This is a genomic window from Sphingobium sp. SG1 (assembly GCF_057063145.1).
Window position 1 is genome coordinate 150,594 of record NZ_JBVVOJ010000006.1, and the last position, 15,593, is coordinate 166,186.

Consider the following 15,593-nt stretch of genomic DNA (forward strand, 5'->3'; position numbering starts at 1 on the left):
TGCAATAGGAGATTTTTGCAAAGTGACGCGATCGACGCGCAAAAAATTGGGGTGGGCAAGGGCCCACCCCGCAGGGGTCAGAGGCCGTCGACGGCCTTGCTGACAAGGATATTGACCGCGACGCGGCGATTCTGCGCCTTGCCCTCGATCGTGTCGTTGCTGGCCACCGGATCGGCCTCAGCCATGCCGGTGGGGGTCAGCATGCGATAGGGCTTCCAGCCGCACGCCTGCTGCAGATAATTGACCACGCGCGAGGCACGCTTTTCGCTGAGTTCCTGATTCAGCTCCTCGCCGCCGGTGGAGTCGGTATAGCCCACGACCAGCAGCAGCGCGTTGCTCATGCCATTGGCCGAGGTCGCTGCGGCGCAGAGGTCATTCTTCGCCTGATCCGACAGTACCGCCTTGCCGGTGTCGAAATTGACGTTGGTCGTGCCCTTCACATTATACTGGTCGATCTCACCCATGCGGCCACGCAGCGCCTCGGTCGCGGCGGTCTGTTCATCGAACCGCTGGGCCGTGCCGTTGTTGATCATCGACGCGGTCTTGAGATCCTTGTTCTGCAGGGCGATCTTGCTGGCAAGCAGCCCTTCGCCGGCCTGCAGGGTCTTCACCGTCACCGGCAGACCGTTCAGCAGCGACGTCGCGGCCAGATGGTCGCGGCCAAGGCCGAACAGCCCCTTGCTGGCGCTGATCTTGGTATCGTCATTGATGGTGATGACGCTCTTGCTGCCGTCGGCGGCGGTCACCTGCATCCGGTCGCCGCTGCGCGCGGAGATGATGCCCTTGATCTCGGGCCCCTCCGTCAGTTCGGCAGCCGGCATGGCGACGCTGGCCGACACATCGGCCGGCGGCGCGTCCTGGGCCTGGTCCTGCGCCACGACGGCGGCCGGGGCGGCCCCGGCCAGCAGGGCAAGCATCACAAGATATTTTTGGTTTTTGGACATGATAGGCATCACGCTGCTCCTTCACTTCTCGATCGGTCGGGCCTGCAGCATTGCAGCTTGTCGTCCGACGGCGGCCGCCTGGTGGCGTTTCCGGCCGTCAGAACCCCCTTCTTCTGACCTTCATAAATTTTGACGTCTTGGCGCCGTGGGATGCGCCAGACCCATTGCCTGTTCGTGTCCGGCTTTCTGCTGCATGAACAGCCCGTGTTCCGGCCGTGTTGCGCAGGCCAGATGAGCGGATGTTGCGACGAAACGAAGGCGAAGACGGAAATTGTTAACGCGATCCACTTGAGTCAGGACATCTATAGATTGCAAACACACTTTGCAAAGAAGCACCCTGTTGTTGTGAAACAAAAATCAGCTTCCGCGTGGAACAAATTCCGAATTTCTATTTTTGCGCTTTCATAACATTGACTTGAAACATTATTTGACGATCCGGTTTGTGTGGGTGTGCAGAGGCAGGCCGAGGGACGCCTCGACCGGCCGCAGCCGCAACGCGCATCACCCCCCAGTCAACGGCACTGGCTGTGGCAATATGGCCACAGAGGGAAATATTCGCATATTTTGCGCAAAATAGCATTGCGACGCATTCGCATTATTGTTGCGATCGCCTCGCAATACCGCTTAGGACGACGCCCAATTTCCTACCAGAAAACAGGGGTCTTCATGCTGTCCAAATATCACTGGCTTGCCGGCGTCGCACTGTGCGTCGTCGCCCTTCCCGCCGCCGCCCAGACCAGCGCCGCACCGGCCGATGAGAATCGCGACGACCAGATCGTCGTCACCGGCACCTATACCCTGCCCGACAAGATCGACACCGCGACCGGCCTTGGCCTGACGGTGCAGGAAACGCCGCAGTCGGTCAGCATCATGACCGCGCAGCGCATCCTCGACCAGAATCTGATCAGCGTGAAGGATGTCATCACCAATGCGGTGGGCGTATCCGCCAACGAAGTCGACGATGTGCGCAACAGCTTCTTCGCGCGCGGCTTCGAAATCCGCAACACCCAGGTCGATGGCGTGCCCGCCGCCTGGACGCTGGCCGGTGGCAATGGCGAGACCAGCATCGACGTCTCCATCTATGAACGGATCGAGGTCGTGCGCGGCGCGACCGGCCTGCTGTCGGGCGCGGGCGATCCGTCCGCGTCGGTCAACCTGGTGCGCAAGCATGCCGATGCCACCGACCTGACCGGCTATGTCAATGCCAGCATCGGCAGCTGGAACACCTGGCGCCTGTCGGCCGACATTGGCGGCGCGCTGACCGCCGATGGCCGCATCCGCGCCCGGCTGGTCGGTCGCTATGAAAAGGGCGACTATTTCATCGACATCCAGGACCGCAAGAAATGGGTCCTCTATGGCGTGGTCGAGGCCGACGTCACCGATAGCACGCTGGTCCGCGTCGGCATGAGCCACCAGGACAGCAAGCCCAAGGGCGCGACCTGGGGGGCGCTGCCCACCTTCTACACCGACGGCACGCTGACCGACCTGCCCCGGTCGCAGACCACGGCGGCGGACTGGACCTACTGGAACACCACCAACCAGAATATCTATGCCACGGTGCGCCAGGAATTTGGCGATCGCTGGAACCTGACCGCCAATTACAACCGGCTCAAGACCACCGGCGATACGCAGCTTCTCTATCTCTATGGCGGCGTCGACAAGGCGACCGGCACGATGGACGGCACCAACCCCTACAAGTCCAAGGGCGAAAGCATCCAGAACAGCATCGACGCCCAGCTGAAGGGCCAGGTGGCGCTGTTCGGCCGCGATCATGAGATCGTGCTGGGCGCGCTGCACAGCGTGCTGAAGCGGCACACCGACAATTATGTGGCGCCCTCGCCCTGGCTGACGGACGTGCCGGTGCTCGGCCAGGAAGGCGTGCCCTATCCCGAGCCGGTCTGGGGCACCGACGCGGTGCGCAACGAACAGGAACGGATCGAGCAGACCGGCTATTATGGCGCGTTCCGCCTGAACGTGGCCGATCCGTTCAAGGTCATCCTGGGCGGCCGTATCGCCAGCTGGAACCAGCGCGGCTTCGCCTGGAGCGGGCCGAGCGACTATGGCGACGACAATGTGTTCATCCCCTATGTCGGCGCATTGTACGACATCACGTCGAACCATCGCGTCTATGCCAGCTATACCAAGATCTTCCAGCCGCAGAACCGCTATGACCGCGAACAGCGCCTGCTCGATCCGCTGAACGGCGCCGCCTATGAAATCGGCCTCAAGAGCAGCTTCTTTGGCGACGCGCTGCAGACCTCGATCGCGCTGTTCCGTATCGAGCAGGATAATGTCGGCGAGATGGACGGCCCGGAAATCATCCTGAACGGCCAGACCTTCCAGCCCTATCGCGCGGTCGAGGGTGTCACCAGCAAGGGCTTCGAACTGGAAGCCACCGGCCAGCCGCTGCCGGGCTGGAACGTCAATGCCAGCTACAGCCAGTTCAAGATCGAGGATCCGGACGGCAATGACGTGAACACCGCGCAGCCGCGCAAGCTGCTCAAGATCTTCACCACCTATGACCTGCCGGGCGCGCTGACCGGCCTGACCATCGGTGGCGGCGTCAATTATCGCAGCAAGGCCTATTCGGACGGCACCATCCCCGGCACCACGCCGGCCGTGCCCTTCCGCTTCCAGCAGGACGGCTATACTTTGGTCAGCCTGATGGCGCGCTATGCCGTGACCGAGCAGCTGCAACTCCAGGCCAATGTCGAAAATCTGTTCGACAAGAAATATTACAGCCAGGCCGGTTCGTTCAGCCAGTATCGCTACGGCGCCCCGCGCAACTTCACGATCAGCGCGAACTACAAGTTCTGATAAAAGAAGGGCGCCGTGGGAGACCAGGGCGCCCTTTTTGGTTTGGGGGGTGCGAACTGGAGAAGCGCCAGTTTGATTTGGAATATTGCCTCGAGATATTTATATTACCCCTTAGAATAGGGGCTCCCATGTCAATTTTCGAGTTATTTTCCAAACGTCAAGCGAACGCAGCTTTATCCAGTCAAACTGATGTCTATCAGTATGACGACATTCCTTCCAACCTTCGCGTCCAAGTGCATCAGATCGCGATTGAGGGTATCGGTCTTGTAGGCGCTTCAGGCGACCGAATGATCCGGCCCGACGTGGAAAATGACTGGTGGGTCCAGATTGAACGAATATTCCTTCGAGAAAAGGGACTGGACCGAGTAGCCCACGGTTCATTCGCTGGCGAACGCCTCCTTACTTTCATGCGCAATTGTTCGACGGCTGATTGGCTCGATCTTCTGGAACTGATTGCAACAGGCATTCGAATCGTGGCGGAACCACAGCGAGCTTACCAACGCCAACAGTGGAGCGTCTCTGCGTCTGGTGACGATTCAATTGATGAGTTGAACTATCGGCTTCGACAAGCAGCCGTCGGCTATCAGATTGAAGACAATCGCCTCATACGCGTAGACAGCCAATTCGTGCATGCAGAAGTCGTCAAGCCCGCTCTGGCTTTACTTTCGGAAAGCGGTTTCGAAGGGCCGAGACAGGAGTTCCTTGTCGCTCATCGACATTATCGTGCTGGCGAGCATCGCCAGGCAGTTAGCATGGCTGCAAATGCGCTAGAGAGCACCTTTAAGGCAATCTTTGAAAAAAGGGGATGGTCGTACAACAAAGGCGCCCGAATCTCAGACCTCGTCAGAGTGGCCCGTACAAACAATCTATGGCCAGACTATCTCGATAACAGCTTCGATCAATTACTCGCCACATTACAGAGTGGATTGCCAAAAATCAGAGACAACGATGCGTCTCATGGCCAAGGTGCAACACCAAAAGACGTCCCTGCCTACATTGCCGCCTACGCACTTCATCTTGCGGCAAGCAAGATCGTTTTCATCACCGAAGCAGCTAAAAATCCGCAATGATCAAGACACGATAATGCGGCGTTTTCTTTTTTAAAATCACCCCGCCTCGACCAATCGGGTTACAAGGAACCCGGCGACGCCCTGCGCCGCCGGGTTGCTTATTTTCAGAAGCGGTCCGCGTTCATGACCTTGGTCCAGGCGGCGGCGAAGTCGGTGACGAACTTCTCCTTCGCGTCGTCCTCGGCATAAACTTCGGCCACGGCACGCAGTTCGGAATTGGAGCCGAAGATCAGGTCGACCGGGGTCGCCGTCCACTTCGCCGCGCCGCTGGCCCGGTCCTTGCCGTCATAGAGGCCCGGCGTCGCCGACTTGCTCCACACCGTGTCCATCGTCAGCAGGTTGACGAAGAAATCGTTGCTGAGCGTGCCCGGACGGGTGGTCAGCACGCCATTCTTCGATCCGCCGCTATTGGCGCCGAGCGCCCGCATGCCGCCGACCAGCACGGTCATTTCCGGCACGGTGAGGTCGAGCGCATCGGCCTTGTCCACCAGCGCGTCGGCCGGGCTGACCTCCGCCCTGGGGCCATACCAGTTGCGGAAGCCGTCCGCCTTGGGCTCCAGATAGGCGAAGGAGGCGACATCGGTCTGCGCCTGCGCGGCGTCGACGCGGCCGGGCGTGAACGGCACGGTGATGCTGTAGCCACCCTTCTGCGCGGCCTGCTCGACGGCCGCATTGCCGGACAGGACGATGAGGTCGGCCAACGACACCTGATTGCCAGACTTCGCGAAATCCTTCTGGATCGCGGTCAGCTTCGTCAGCACCTTGTTCAGCTCGGCCGGGTCATTGACCGCCCAGCCCCGCTGCGGGTCGAGCCGCAGGCGCGCGCCATTGGCGCCACCGCGCATGTCGGTGCTGCGGAAGGTCGCGGCCGAGGCCCAGGCGGTGCGCACCAGTTCCGGCCCGGTCAGGCCCGACGCCAGCACGGCGGCCTTGAGCTTCGCCTGATCGGCGGCGCTAACGGGGGCGAAGCTCGCCTTGGGCAGCGGATCCTGCCAGCTATAGGTTTCGGACGGGATGTCCTTGCCGAGATAGCGGGCCTGCGGGCCGAGATCGCGATGGGTCAGCTTGAACCAGGCGCGGGCGAAGGCCTTGCTGAACAGCTCGGGATCCTTCTGCCAGCTTTCCAGCACCTTGCGGAAACCGGGATCTTCCTTGAGCGCGATGTCGGTGGTGAACATGATCGGCGCGTGCCGCTTGTCCTTCACATGCGCGTCGGGGACCATCTGCGCGGTGGCGGGATCGGTCGGGATCCACTGGGTTGCGCCGGCCGGGCTCTTGGTCTTGACCCAGTCGAAGTTCAGCAGATTGTCGATATATTGGGTGGTGAACTGGGTCGGCGTGGCGGACCAGGCGCCTTCCAGGCCCGAGGTCAGCGTATCCTCGGCATTGCCCTTGCCGCACTTGTTCTTCCAGCCGAAGCCCTGATCCTCGATGCCGGCGGCGGCGGGTTCCGCGCCCAGGCATTCCTCGGGCTTCTTGGCGCCATGCGCCTTGCCGAAGGTGTGGCCACCCGCGATCAGCGCCAGCGTTTCCTCGTCATCCATTGCCATATTGCCGAAGGCGCGGCGGATGTCGGCGGCGGCGCCCTTGGGATCATGATTGGCGCCGGGGCCTTCGGGGTTCACATAGATGAGGCCCATGGTGGTCGCGGCAAGCGAGCGCTTGAGCGAACCGTCGGGATTGGAGCGCTCGGTCCCCATCATCTTGGTTTCCGGGCCCCAATAGACGACGTCCGGCTGCCAGGCGTCGATGCGGCCACCGGCAAAGCCCACGGTCTTGAAGCCCATATCCTCCAGCGCGACATTGCCGCTGAGGACCATCAGGTCGCCCCAGCTGAGCTTCCGGCCATATTTCTGCTTGATCGGCCAGACCAAGCGGCGGGCCTTGTCGAGGCTGACATTGTCGGGCCAACTGTTGAGCGGATCGAACCGCTGTTCGCCGCCGTCCGATCCGCCGCGGCCGTCACCGACGCGATAGGTGCCGGCGCTGTGCCAGGCCATGCGGATGAAGAAGGGGCCATAATGGCCATAGTCGGCCGGCCACCAGGGCTGCGACGTGGTCAGCACCTTGCGGATGTCGGCCTTGACCGCTTCCAAGTCTAGGCTGTTGAATTCCTTCACATAATCATAGTCGGCGCCATAGGGATTGGCGCGGGTCGCCTCATGCTGGCGCAGCGCGGTGAGGTCGAGGCGGTTGGGCCACCAGTCCTTGTTGGTCATGCCGCCGGGCTTTTCGGCGACGGGCGGCTTGGGCGCCTCGGTCACGGTGTCAGCCTGCGGCGCCGGCTTGGGCTTGGGATCGGCGGCGAGCGCCGGGCTGGCGAGCAGCGCGCACGCCAAAGCGAATGTGGAAATGCGGGTCGTGGACATGTTTCTCTCCCCTGTCCTGTTCTGCCTGTTCAAGGCGCGAAAAGGGGTAGTCCTGTGCGGCGGCGGATCGAAACGAATCGATTCCGTCACAGTGATCGGATTTTCCTATGAGAGAGGGTGGATCGGAGAGTTCAGCCTTTGGCGGGCGGAGAGGCCGGCGCCGCCGCATAGAGGGTGAACTGGCCGTGCAGGCCGCCGGTCGAGGATTGGCCGACCCACAGGTCGAACAGGCCCGGTTCGGCGATGCGGCGGTTGCCGGCGCCGACAAATTCGAGGTCGGTGCGCGACAAGGTGAAGCGGACCTGGGTGGAATCGCCGGGCGACAGGGTGACGCGCTGGATGCGCTTCAGTTCGCGGATCGGGCGGGTGCGGCTGGCGACGCGGTCGCGGATATAGAGCTGCACCACTTCGCTGCCCTTGCGCTTGCCCTTGTTGGTGAGGCGCGCGGTGATCTCGACTGCGCCGTCCCAGCGCAGCGCGGTGTCGGAGAGCTTCAGGTCGCTGAGGGCGAAATCCGTGTAGCTGAGGCCATGGCCGAAGGGGAAGCGCGCGCTGTTGTCGGTGGTGGCGTAGCGCGCCTTATATTCGGTGCTGCCATTGTCCACGGTCGGCCGGCCGGTCGACTTGCGATCGTAGAAGAAAGGCTCCTGCCCGCTTTCCCAAGGGAAGCTGACCGGCAGCTTGGCCGAGGGATCGATCTTGCCGAAGAGGATGTCGGCCAGCGCATGGCCGGTTTGCGACCCCAGGAACCAGGTCGCCAGCAAGGCCTGGGCATTGGCGACACCGTCATGCAGGGCCAGCGCGCGGCCATGGCGCAGCAGCACGATGACCGGCTTGCCGGTGGCGGCGATCGCATCGGCCAGCGCCTGTTGCGAGGACGGCAGCTCGATCATCGTGCGCGATTGCGCCTCGCCCGACATCGCCTGGGATTCGCCGACCGCCAGGATCACCACATCGGCCGCCTTCGCCGCCGCGACGGCACGGGCGATCCCGTCCTTGATCGGGCCGTTGACTGCGCAGCCCAGTTCGACCGTCAGTTTCGCGGGATCGGGCATCGCCGCGCGCAGGCCGGTGGCGATGTCGACGCCCTTGTCGGGATCGCCGTAAAAGGCCCAAGGGCCGTAGAGATTGACCTTGTCCTCGCCGAACGGGCCGATCAGCGCGATCCTTTGCCCGGCGGTGGGATCGAGCGGCAGCACCCCATCATTCTTGAGCAGCACGACCGATCGCGCCGCCGCCTCGCGCGCCAAGGCATGATGAGCGGGCGTGCCGATGCGCGCCTTTTCAACCTCTTCGTCGAGCGAGCGATAAGGGTTGTCGAACAGCCCCATCGCGGTCTTCACATAAAGAATGCGGCGCACGGCGACGTCGACCGTTGCCATCGGCACCGCGCCGCTCTTCACCAGATCGGGGATGTGGCGGATATAAAGGCCGCTCTGCATCGACATGTCGACCCCGGCCAGCACCGCGAGGCGGGCGGCGTCGCGCTCATCCTCGGCAAAGCCATGGGCGACCAGTTCCTCGTCGGCGGTGTAATCGGAGAAGACGAAGCCGCGAAACTGCATCTCGCCGCGCAATATGTCGGTCAGCAATTCGCGGTCGGCGGTGGCGGGCACGCCGTTAATCTCGTTGAAGGCGGCCATGGTGGTGAGCGCGCCGGCGGCAAAGGCCTTGCCGAAGGGCGGCAAATGGGTTTCGCGCAGCGTCTCGTCACTAATGTCGACGCTGCCATATTCGAGGCCCGCCGCGACCGCGCCATAGGCAGCGAAATGCTTGGGACAGGCGAGCAGCGAATCGTCGCGGCGCAGGTCGCGCCCCTGAAAGCCGCGAATGCGCGCCGCCGACAACAGGCCGGTCAGATAGACATCCTCGCCCGCGCCTTCAACCACCCGGCCCCAGCGCTGGTCGCGCGCGACATCGACCATCGGCGCGAAGGTGAGGTGCAGGCCCGCCGCCGTCGCCTCCACCGCCATGACCCGCGCCGTCTTTTCCACCAGCATGGGATCGAAGCAGGAAGCCTCCCCCAGCGGCACGGGAAAGATGGTCTTGAGGCCGTGAATCACGTCGCCCGCCAGCAGCAGTGGGATACCCAGGCGGCTGTTCTTGACCGCCATCTCCTGCGCGCGGCGCCCGTCGGCAACGCCGATTCCGTTGAACAGGCAGCCGACCCGGCCCTTGCGGATCTCGTCGGCCAGGCGCTTCTCGTCCTGGATACCGGCCGCCGGGTTGGGTGGGTTGAAGGGACGGAAGCTGTCGGCAAGGCAGGTCATTTGCCCGGCCTTTTCCTCCAGCGTCATCTTCGCGATGAGGTCATCGACGCGGGCGACGTCGGCCTGCGCCAGCGCGCGGCGGGGAATGCCAAGGGCGAGGACACCGCCCAGGGTGCGGATCAGGAGGTCGCGGCGATCAAGAGTCATGCGGGAGAGAGCGTAACCGGGGAAGAATGAACGGGGCTTGTCCGAAGACAAACGGACTTCCGCCGATTTTGTTGCGCTGCGGCAATAAGCCTGCGGCGCGACGCCCCGATCCCGCGATCAGGCCATGCGCCGAATCATGTCGCGCGAATCAGCGGCGACGATCAGGGTCGGATATCAGGCCTGCGCCGACAATTTGGTGCCGACCACGCCGATCACGATCATCGCCATGAAGCCGATCTGGGCCATGTTGACTCGATCGCCATAGAGAATCATGCCGCCGATGATGACGCCCACGGCGCCCAGGCCCGTCCAGATCGCATAGGCGGTGCCCGCCGGCAGATCCCGCATCGCCAGCGCCAAAAGGCCCATGTTGAGGAAGCTGAGGCCGATCGGCACGGCCGATGCCTGCCAGCTGCCAATAGTGGCGGCCCATTTCAGGCTCAATGCCCAGATGATTTCGGTGAATACGGCGATGCCGAGAATGACCCAGGCCAAGCGGCGTTCCTCTTGCGGTAACGGGCTCGGCTGGAGCGGCGCGCGGACCGGAAACCCGAAAGAGGCGGCGCGCCGATGAGGGCAGTGGTGGACAGGGCTGGATTCGAACCAGCGTACGGAAACCCGGGCAGATTTACAGTCTGCTGCCTTTAACCACTCGGCCACCTGTCCAGTGCCCTACGCGGTGGAAATTTGCTGTCCCGCCGCGCTGGAGGCGGCTCAATGGCGAATGGAGGCTTGCCTGTCAATGGGGTGATGTGAAAAGAGCGAAAACATGAAAAGAGGACATCGTACCGGCAAGCCGAAAGGCGCCTTCCCCCGCTTCTACGGACGCCACGCCATCACGGCTGCGCTCGCCAATCCGAACCGCGTCGTGCGCAAGATATGGGGCACGCGCGAAGCGATCGGCGCGCTCGACCTGCCGCCTGTGCTGCCGATCGTCTATTCCGACGTCGCCGACATGGGCCGCATGGTGCCGTCGGATGCGCCGCATCAGGGCATTGTCGCCGAAGTCGAGCCGCTGGACGATGTCTGGCTGGGCGACGTGCTGGAACAGGGGCGGGACGACCAGCGCCCGATCCTGGTGCTCGACCAGGTGACCGATCCGCATAATGTCGGCGCGATCCTGCGGTCGGCCGCGGCCTTCGACGCGCTGTGCATCGTCACGCAGGACCGGCATGCGCCGCCCGAATCGGGCGTGCTGGCCCGCGCCGCGTCGGGCGCGCTGGAAACCGTGCCCTGGGTGCGGGTGGTGAACCTGGCCCGCGCGCTCGAAGAGATTGCCGAAGCCGGTTACTGGCGCATCGGCCTGGACGGCGATTGCGACACCGTGCTGGCCGACGCGATCGGCGAATCGCGCGTCGCGCTGGTGCTAGGCGCCGAGGGCGAAGGGCTGCGCCACAACACCATGGCGCATTGCGACATTATCGCTAAGCTGCCGATCAGCCCGCGCATGGAGAGCCTGAACGTCTCCAATGCGGCAGCGATCGCCCTCTACGCCGCCACCAGCCGGTAAGCGGCCGCCGGGCACCATCTTGCGGCGATGTGGGTAGGGCGCCCTGCCCACATCGTCGCGCAGACGAACGGGGGTTCGCCATGGTCCTATTGTCCCGCGCGGCGGGCGCGCTGGCGGCGCTGCTGATGCTGCCCGGATGCCTGGTGACTCCCGGCAATTTCACCTCCACCCTCGACATCCGCGCCGACCGCAGCTTCGCCTTTGCCTATAAGGGCGAGATATTGGCGTCGGACATGGACAAGGCGCTGGGCGGCCTGAACAGCGATGCGGAGGAGGATCCGCTGGAAGGCGTCGCGCCGCCCGAGGGCGAGGAGGCCGTGCTGCAGAAGGTGGCGCAGAGCCAGAGCAAGACGCCTGTGCCGCCCGCCGAGCCCGAGTTCGACAAGGCCAGCGGCGACGATACGCAGATGCAGGCGATGGCGAGCGCGCTCACCAAGGAAAAGGGGTTCCGGTCGGTCCAGTATCTGGGCGATCACAAATTCGCGATCGACTATGCGATCAGCGGAAGGCTGGACCATGCCTTCCTCTTCCCCTTCAACATCGACGCGCAGATTGTCCTGCCCTTCGTCGCGGTCGAGATGCGCGGGGCGGACCGGGTGCGGGTGAAGGCACCGGGCTTTTCCAACGGTTTCGACAAGAGCCAGGGGCCGGCCGGCATGGGTGGCGGATCGGGCGACGCCGCCGCCAAGGCGCTGAACGGCACGTTCACGCTGACCACCGATGCGGAGATCGTCAGCCAGAATCAGGAAGATGGCTCCACCACCGTGCCGGAGGGCAAGCGCATCATATGGACCATCACGCCGCTGACCGGCGATGCGCCGGCCGCGACGTTGCGGGTCAGGCCCTGAAATAAGGGATCAGTCTTCCGGCGCGATGGTGACGCGCAGGCCGTCAAGCGCATCGCTCAGCACGACCTGACAGGACAGGCGGCTGGTCTCATTGCGATGATCGCTGCTGTCGAGCAGGTCATTCTCGTCCTCGCTCATCGCCGGCAGGGCGTCGGCAAAGGCCGGGTCGACATAGACATGGCAGGTCGCGCAGGAGCAGCAGCCGCCGCATAGCGCGAGCAGTTCGTCAAAGCCATGGTCGCGAATGACTTCCATCACCGAGAGACCCTTGTCCCCCTCAACAGTCTGTTCGGCACCATCACGGTTGACCACGATCAGCTTCGGCATCTACCCATTCCTTTTGGACTTATCCCCGCCGCTCTGACCGACAGCGACGGCGAAATCAAGGGCTGGACGGGCGGACATGGTAAGCACGGCGGAAGAATTGCGCGTCAGCCTGGACTTCATCGCTGCGGCGGAGCCGGCATTCGGCGCGGCGATCGCCAGCGTCGGCTATCCGGTGCCGCGCGTGCGCGAGCCGGGCTATGAGACGCTGCTGCGCACCATCGTCGGCCAGCAGGTCAGCGTCGCCTCCGCCGCGGCGGTCTGGCGCAAGCTGGAGGCGGAGCTGGGCGTGGGCTGCACACCCGAAGCGCTGCTGGCGCGCGATTTCGATGCGTTGCGCGCCTGTGGCCTGTCGCGGCAGAAGCAGGGCTATGCCCGCAGCCTGGCCGAACTGGTCGTGGACGGCACGCTGGACCTGCATGCCCTCCCCGCCGAAGATGAAGTCGCGATCGCGCAACTGGTGCAGATCAAGGGGATCGGCCGCTGGTCGGCGGAAATCTATCTGCTGTTCGCCGAAGGCCGCCCCGACATCTGGCCGGCCGGCGACCTGGCGGTGCAGATCGCGGTCGGGCGGATATTGGGCCTTGGCGAGCGGCCGAGCGAGAAGCTGACCCGCGACCTTGCCGAAGCATGGCGGCCGCATCGCGGCGCCGCCGCGATCATGGCCTGGCACCATTATAATAGCGGGCAGGACATGCTGCAAAGCTGAGACGCGGCGGGGCACAGACCCCGCCCGCCTGCCCGCGCTTCAGCCCAGCAGGGCGATGTTGAAGACGATGCCCAGCACCGCCGCCAGCGCCAGCGCCAACAGACACAGCGCAATCACCAGCGTCACCGAGATCGGGAAGCGGCTGTCGGAGTGAATCAGCCCATCCTCCGTCATGATCTTGCGCCGATCCCGCAATTCGGTCGCGAACTGGACATGGCGCACGATCCCGCCGGCCAGCAGCACGATGCCGAACACCAGCAGCGCCACGCCGAAATTGCGCGGCGCGTTGACATTCTGGATGCTGCCCGCGTCCTGCATCTTCTGGAATGCCTGGTTGATGGTGAAGCCAAAGCCGATCAGCGACAGCGCCGTGCGCATTTCCGACATCAAAGTCCGGTCCGCGCTCATCCGGGTGCGCTGGAAAGACATGCCGGTCCGGCGCATCGACATTTCGGTGCGATGCCCGGACAGGTCGGTGCGATATTCGGACAGGTCGGTGCGATGTTCCGACAGGCCAGTGCGATGGCGCGACAGGCCGGTGCGGAAATGCGAATAGGCGGTCGATGCCCCTTCGGCATCGCTCATGTCGACCGACGGAATGGGCGGCACGGGCTCGCCCACATTGCGGATCGGGCGGATGGGCACGCCCCTGGGTTCCTGCGATTCGGCCATATGCCCCCTCCTGTCAGTTCGGCTTGATCGGCGGCGGGAAATTGGCGAGCACGGCGGTCACCGCCTTGTCGATTGTCGCCTGGTCGGGGCTCTTGCGGCTGACCTCCTGCGTGGCCGTGCCATGCCAGACCGGCTGTTTCGTCCCGGTGTCATAGATATCGACCGTCAGCGTGCCATCGGTCACGTTGCGCACATCGACATTGCGATAGCCACCCCAGCCGGCCCACCCGCCCCAGGGACGATAATAGGTGGCGTAGGGACCAAAATCGGTCACCTCCACCCGGTCGCGGGCGCCCAGGGTAAAGCCGATAGCAAATTCGCCGGGTTCAGCCTGGCTATAGCCGCGCGCCGCGAGGGCGGTGTCGATCGACGCCTTCACCCGCTGGAACAGCAATGGGTTCATGCCCTGCGGCACATTGATCGACGCCCAGCTATAGCTGCGATAGCTGGCGAAATTGGCCGCAGGATCGGCATCATAATTGACCCGTGGCGTGGTGGCACAGCCTGCCAGCGCCAGCAGCAGACCCGTGACGAATATGCGCCTGATCATATCGCGACCTCCCTTTGAATATCCCTGGGCATAGCCAAGCGGACGCCCGGCCAGCCATCGGGATTCTCCCCTAGGGAGCGCCCCGGATATCCCTAGCCAATGGCGTGACGCGGCGCCCGAAAGCCGCGGTCGGACCAAAGCGGGACGATCGCCCCGCCCCCCGGAAAATCCGCTATGGCGCGATGCCCGCGAATGCGCGATCATCCCCCTATTCCAGCGTTCGGACGGGTGAGTCGCGGCGCCAATCGCGAAACTTTTCCTGCCGATCGCAGCCCAGCAGAGGGAGCTGTGTGCGATGGTAAGAGACTGGCCTGCAATGGTCGCAGCGGGCGCCGGCATTTGTGTGGCACTGGCCACGGCTAGCAGCATGGGCACGCCGCAGGATGCAACCCCCACCGTCAGGCTGGCGCCACCGGCCCTGCCCTGGCTTGACGATCTGACCGCGGACAAGCCGGCGGTGCGCGCCGGGCAGCAACTCGCCAGCAACCGCTAGCGCGGCCATCATCCGAGCCGGACGGGCCTGCGTTGAACAGGCTGACGGATTCACGCTCAATCGGTCTGCGCTGAACCTTCCCAACTGAACCGGGAAACATTGGGCCGTGACGGTTTCGACGCCTGCCCGGCTCACCTGCACGATCCGGCCCCTGCGGCGGGATGCCAGCCTTCCTCATGATCGGGAGTATCGATGGATTTCCTACGCCTGTTCCAGTCGCTGGAAGAATTTCTCTATGAGGCGATGAGCTGGCTGGTCTTCTATCCCCGCACCTTGTGGCGGACGATCCGCCACCCGATCCAGATGCTGCGCTATTCCGACAAGGAACTGGAGGATGCGCCGGACCAGCAATTCACCGACATGCTGAGCCCGCCCCTGTTCCTGATGCTGACCATATTGCTGTCGCACCTGATCGAGGTGGCGTCGCACCAGAAGATGCCGGAGGTCGCGACCACCGGGATCGGCAAGGAAATCACTGCGTCGGAAATGAACCTGCTGGTGCTGCGCGCCTTCCTCTTCGCCATCTATCCGCTGATGTTCGCGGTGCGGCGACTGAAGGCGCAGGGCATGGCGCTCAACCGCGACACGCTGCGCCGCCCCTTCTACGCCCAATGCTATATTGCCGGACCGGCCGCGCTGGTGCTGGGCATCGCGTCGATCCTGGCGCGCCTGGGCGATGTCGGCTGGGCGATCGCCGCGCTGGTCATCATGCTGCTGACGGTCAGCTGGTATCTGCGAATCGAGACGATCTGGCTGCGCAGTCGCACCCGGAAATCAAGCTGGGCCTCCTTCCGCTCGACCTTCGGCACCTGGCTGCTCGCCTCGCTGATCAACAGCGGGGCGAGCTTCCTGATCCTGGGCGGCTGACCC

At 63.8% G+C, this 15,593-nt stretch carries 14 protein-coding genes and 1 tRNA gene; 7 read left to right on the top strand and 8 right to left on the bottom strand.

Features of this window, described 5'->3' with window-relative positions; genetic code table 11:
- Positions 1-77: 77 nt before the first annotated feature.
- Complete coding sequence (locus tag AC0KVN_RS15140) at positions 78-953, bottom strand: OmpA family protein (protein ID WP_026109112.1); 876 nt, start codon at positions 951-953, stop codon at positions 78-80.
- A gap of 657 nt (positions 954-1,610) precedes the next feature.
- Between AC0KVN_RS15140 and AC0KVN_RS15145 the strand changes: the two genes are divergently transcribed.
- Together AC0KVN_RS15145 and AC0KVN_RS15150 are read left to right on the top strand one after the other, a co-directional pair.
- A complete protein-coding gene (locus tag AC0KVN_RS15145; protein WP_435567177.1) occupies positions 1,611-3,761 on the top strand; it encodes a TonB-dependent siderophore receptor in 2,151 nt (716 codons plus the stop codon).
- Positions 3,762-3,889: 128 nt separating this feature from the next.
- On the top strand, positions 3,890-4,831 hold the full coding sequence (locus AC0KVN_RS15150; protein WP_435567178.1) for an STM4504/CBY_0614 family protein: 942 nt from the start codon (positions 3,890-3,892) through the stop codon (positions 4,829-4,831).
- A 104-nt stretch (positions 4,832-4,935) separates the two neighbouring features.
- Here AC0KVN_RS15150 and katG read toward each other — a convergent pair whose 3' ends face one another.
- The 4 genes from katG to AC0KVN_RS15170 all read right to left on the bottom strand — a co-directional run bounded on the left by katG (position 4,936) and on the right by AC0KVN_RS15170 (position 10,283).
- Positions 4,936-7,200: a catalase/peroxidase HPI gene (gene katG, locus AC0KVN_RS15155; RefSeq protein WP_435567179.1), complete on the bottom strand. Its 2,265-nt coding sequence runs from the start codon at positions 7,198-7,200 to the stop codon at positions 4,936-4,938.
- Between the two features lie 131 nt (positions 7,201-7,331).
- Positions 7,332-9,617, bottom strand: coding sequence for a glycoside hydrolase family 3 N-terminal domain-containing protein (locus AC0KVN_RS15160; protein ID WP_435567180.1), 2,286 nt, complete (start codon positions 9,615-9,617; stop codon positions 7,332-7,334).
- Positions 9,618-9,791: 174 nt separating this feature from the next.
- A complete protein-coding gene (locus AC0KVN_RS15165; RefSeq protein WP_004210275.1) occupies positions 9,792-10,112 on the bottom strand; it encodes a DMT family transporter in 321 nt (106 codons plus the stop codon).
- Positions 10,113-10,197: 85 nt separating this feature from the next.
- Positions 10,198-10,283, bottom strand: a tRNA-Tyr gene (locus AC0KVN_RS15170).
- 103 nt (positions 10,284-10,386) lie between these two features.
- Here AC0KVN_RS15170 and rlmB point away from each other — a divergent pair.
- Together rlmB and AC0KVN_RS15180 are read left to right on the top strand one after the other, a co-directional pair.
- The gene (gene rlmB / locus AC0KVN_RS15175) at positions 10,387-11,127 is read left to right on the top strand and encodes a 23S rRNA (guanosine(2251)-2'-O)-methyltransferase RlmB (RefSeq protein WP_004210274.1); all 741 of its coding nucleotides are present in this window, start codon (positions 10,387-10,389) and stop codon (positions 11,125-11,127) included.
- Between the two features lie 80 nt (positions 11,128-11,207).
- Complete coding sequence (locus tag AC0KVN_RS15180) at positions 11,208-11,975, top strand: hypothetical protein (protein WP_435567181.1); 768 nt, start codon at positions 11,208-11,210, stop codon at positions 11,973-11,975.
- Between the two features lie 9 nt (positions 11,976-11,984).
- Here the strand turns inward: AC0KVN_RS15180 and AC0KVN_RS15185 are convergent, their stop codons facing one another.
- Positions 11,985-12,302, bottom strand: a complete 318-nt coding sequence (locus tag AC0KVN_RS15185) for a 2Fe-2S iron-sulfur cluster-binding protein (protein ID WP_004210272.1) — start codon at positions 12,300-12,302, stop codon at positions 11,985-11,987.
- A gap of 76 nt (positions 12,303-12,378) precedes the next feature.
- Here AC0KVN_RS15185 and AC0KVN_RS15190 point away from each other — a divergent pair, with 76 nt between their 5' ends.
- A complete protein-coding gene (locus AC0KVN_RS15190) occupies positions 12,379-13,008 on the top strand; it encodes a DNA-3-methyladenine glycosylase family protein (protein ID WP_435567182.1) in 630 nt (209 codons plus the stop codon).
- Between the two features lie 39 nt (positions 13,009-13,047).
- On the opposite strand, the gene AC0KVN_RS15195 is transcribed toward AC0KVN_RS15190, so the two are convergent.
- A complete protein-coding gene (locus AC0KVN_RS15195; RefSeq protein ID WP_483656198.1) occupies positions 13,048-13,680 on the bottom strand; it encodes a YidH family protein in 633 nt (210 codons plus the stop codon).
- 13 nt (positions 13,681-13,693) lie between these two features.
- Entirely contained in the window at positions 13,694-14,230 is a 537-nt protein-coding gene (locus tag AC0KVN_RS15200) for a DUF4136 domain-containing protein (protein ID WP_037515925.1), read from the bottom strand.
- Positions 14,231-14,525: 295 nt separating this feature from the next.
- Between AC0KVN_RS15200 and AC0KVN_RS15205 the strand changes: the two genes are divergently transcribed.
- Together AC0KVN_RS15205 and AC0KVN_RS15210 are read left to right on the top strand one after the other, a co-directional pair.
- Positions 14,526-14,723: a hypothetical protein gene (locus AC0KVN_RS15205; protein WP_037506240.1), complete on the top strand. Its 198-nt coding sequence runs from the start codon at positions 14,526-14,528 to the stop codon at positions 14,721-14,723.
- A gap of 192 nt (positions 14,724-14,915) precedes the next feature.
- Positions 14,916-15,590, top strand: a complete 675-nt coding sequence (locus AC0KVN_RS15210; protein ID WP_017499381.1) for a hypothetical protein — start codon at positions 14,916-14,918, stop codon at positions 15,588-15,590.
- Positions 15,591-15,593: the final 3 nt, after the last annotated feature.

Excerpts from the sequence above, each read along its gene's own strand:
- AC0KVN_RS15140 (WP_026109112.1), bottom strand. The coding sequence starts at position 953 with ATGCCTATCATGTCCAAAAACCAAAAATATCTTGTGATGCTTGCCCTG.
- AC0KVN_RS15150 (WP_435567178.1), top strand. The coding sequence starts at position 3,890 with ATGTCAATTTTCGAGTTATTTTCCAAACGTCAAGCGAACGCAGCTTTA.
- AC0KVN_RS15195 (WP_483656198.1), bottom strand. The coding sequence starts at position 13,680 with ATGGCCGAATCGCAGGAACCCAGGGGCGTGCCCATCCGCCCGATCCGC.
- AC0KVN_RS15160 (WP_435567180.1), bottom strand. The coding sequence starts at position 9,617 with ATGACTCTTGATCGCCGCGACCTCCTGATCCGCACCCTGGGCGGTGTC.
- AC0KVN_RS15185 (WP_004210272.1), bottom strand. The coding sequence starts at position 12,302 with ATGCCGAAGCTGATCGTGGTCAACCGTGATGGTGCCGAACAGACTGTT.
- AC0KVN_RS15210 (WP_017499381.1), top strand. The coding sequence starts at position 14,916 with ATGGATTTCCTACGCCTGTTCCAGTCGCTGGAAGAATTTCTCTATGAG.
- AC0KVN_RS15200 (WP_037515925.1), bottom strand. The coding sequence starts at position 14,230 with ATGATCAGGCGCATATTCGTCACGGGTCTGCTGCTGGCGCTGGCAGGC.
- AC0KVN_RS15190 (WP_435567182.1), top strand. The coding sequence starts at position 12,379 with ATGGTAAGCACGGCGGAAGAATTGCGCGTCAGCCTGGACTTCATCGCT.
- rlmB (WP_004210274.1), top strand. The coding sequence starts at position 10,387 with ATGAAAAGAGGACATCGTACCGGCAAGCCGAAAGGCGCCTTCCCCCGC.
- katG (WP_435567179.1), bottom strand. The coding sequence starts at position 7,200 with ATGTCCACGACCCGCATTTCCACATTCGCTTTGGCGTGCGCGCTGCTC.
- AC0KVN_RS15145 (WP_435567177.1), top strand. The coding sequence starts at position 1,611 with ATGCTGTCCAAATATCACTGGCTTGCCGGCGTCGCACTGTGCGTCGTC.
- AC0KVN_RS15180 (WP_435567181.1), top strand. The coding sequence starts at position 11,208 with ATGGTCCTATTGTCCCGCGCGGCGGGCGCGCTGGCGGCGCTGCTGATG.
- AC0KVN_RS15205 (WP_037506240.1), top strand. The coding sequence starts at position 14,526 with ATGGTAAGAGACTGGCCTGCAATGGTCGCAGCGGGCGCCGGCATTTGT.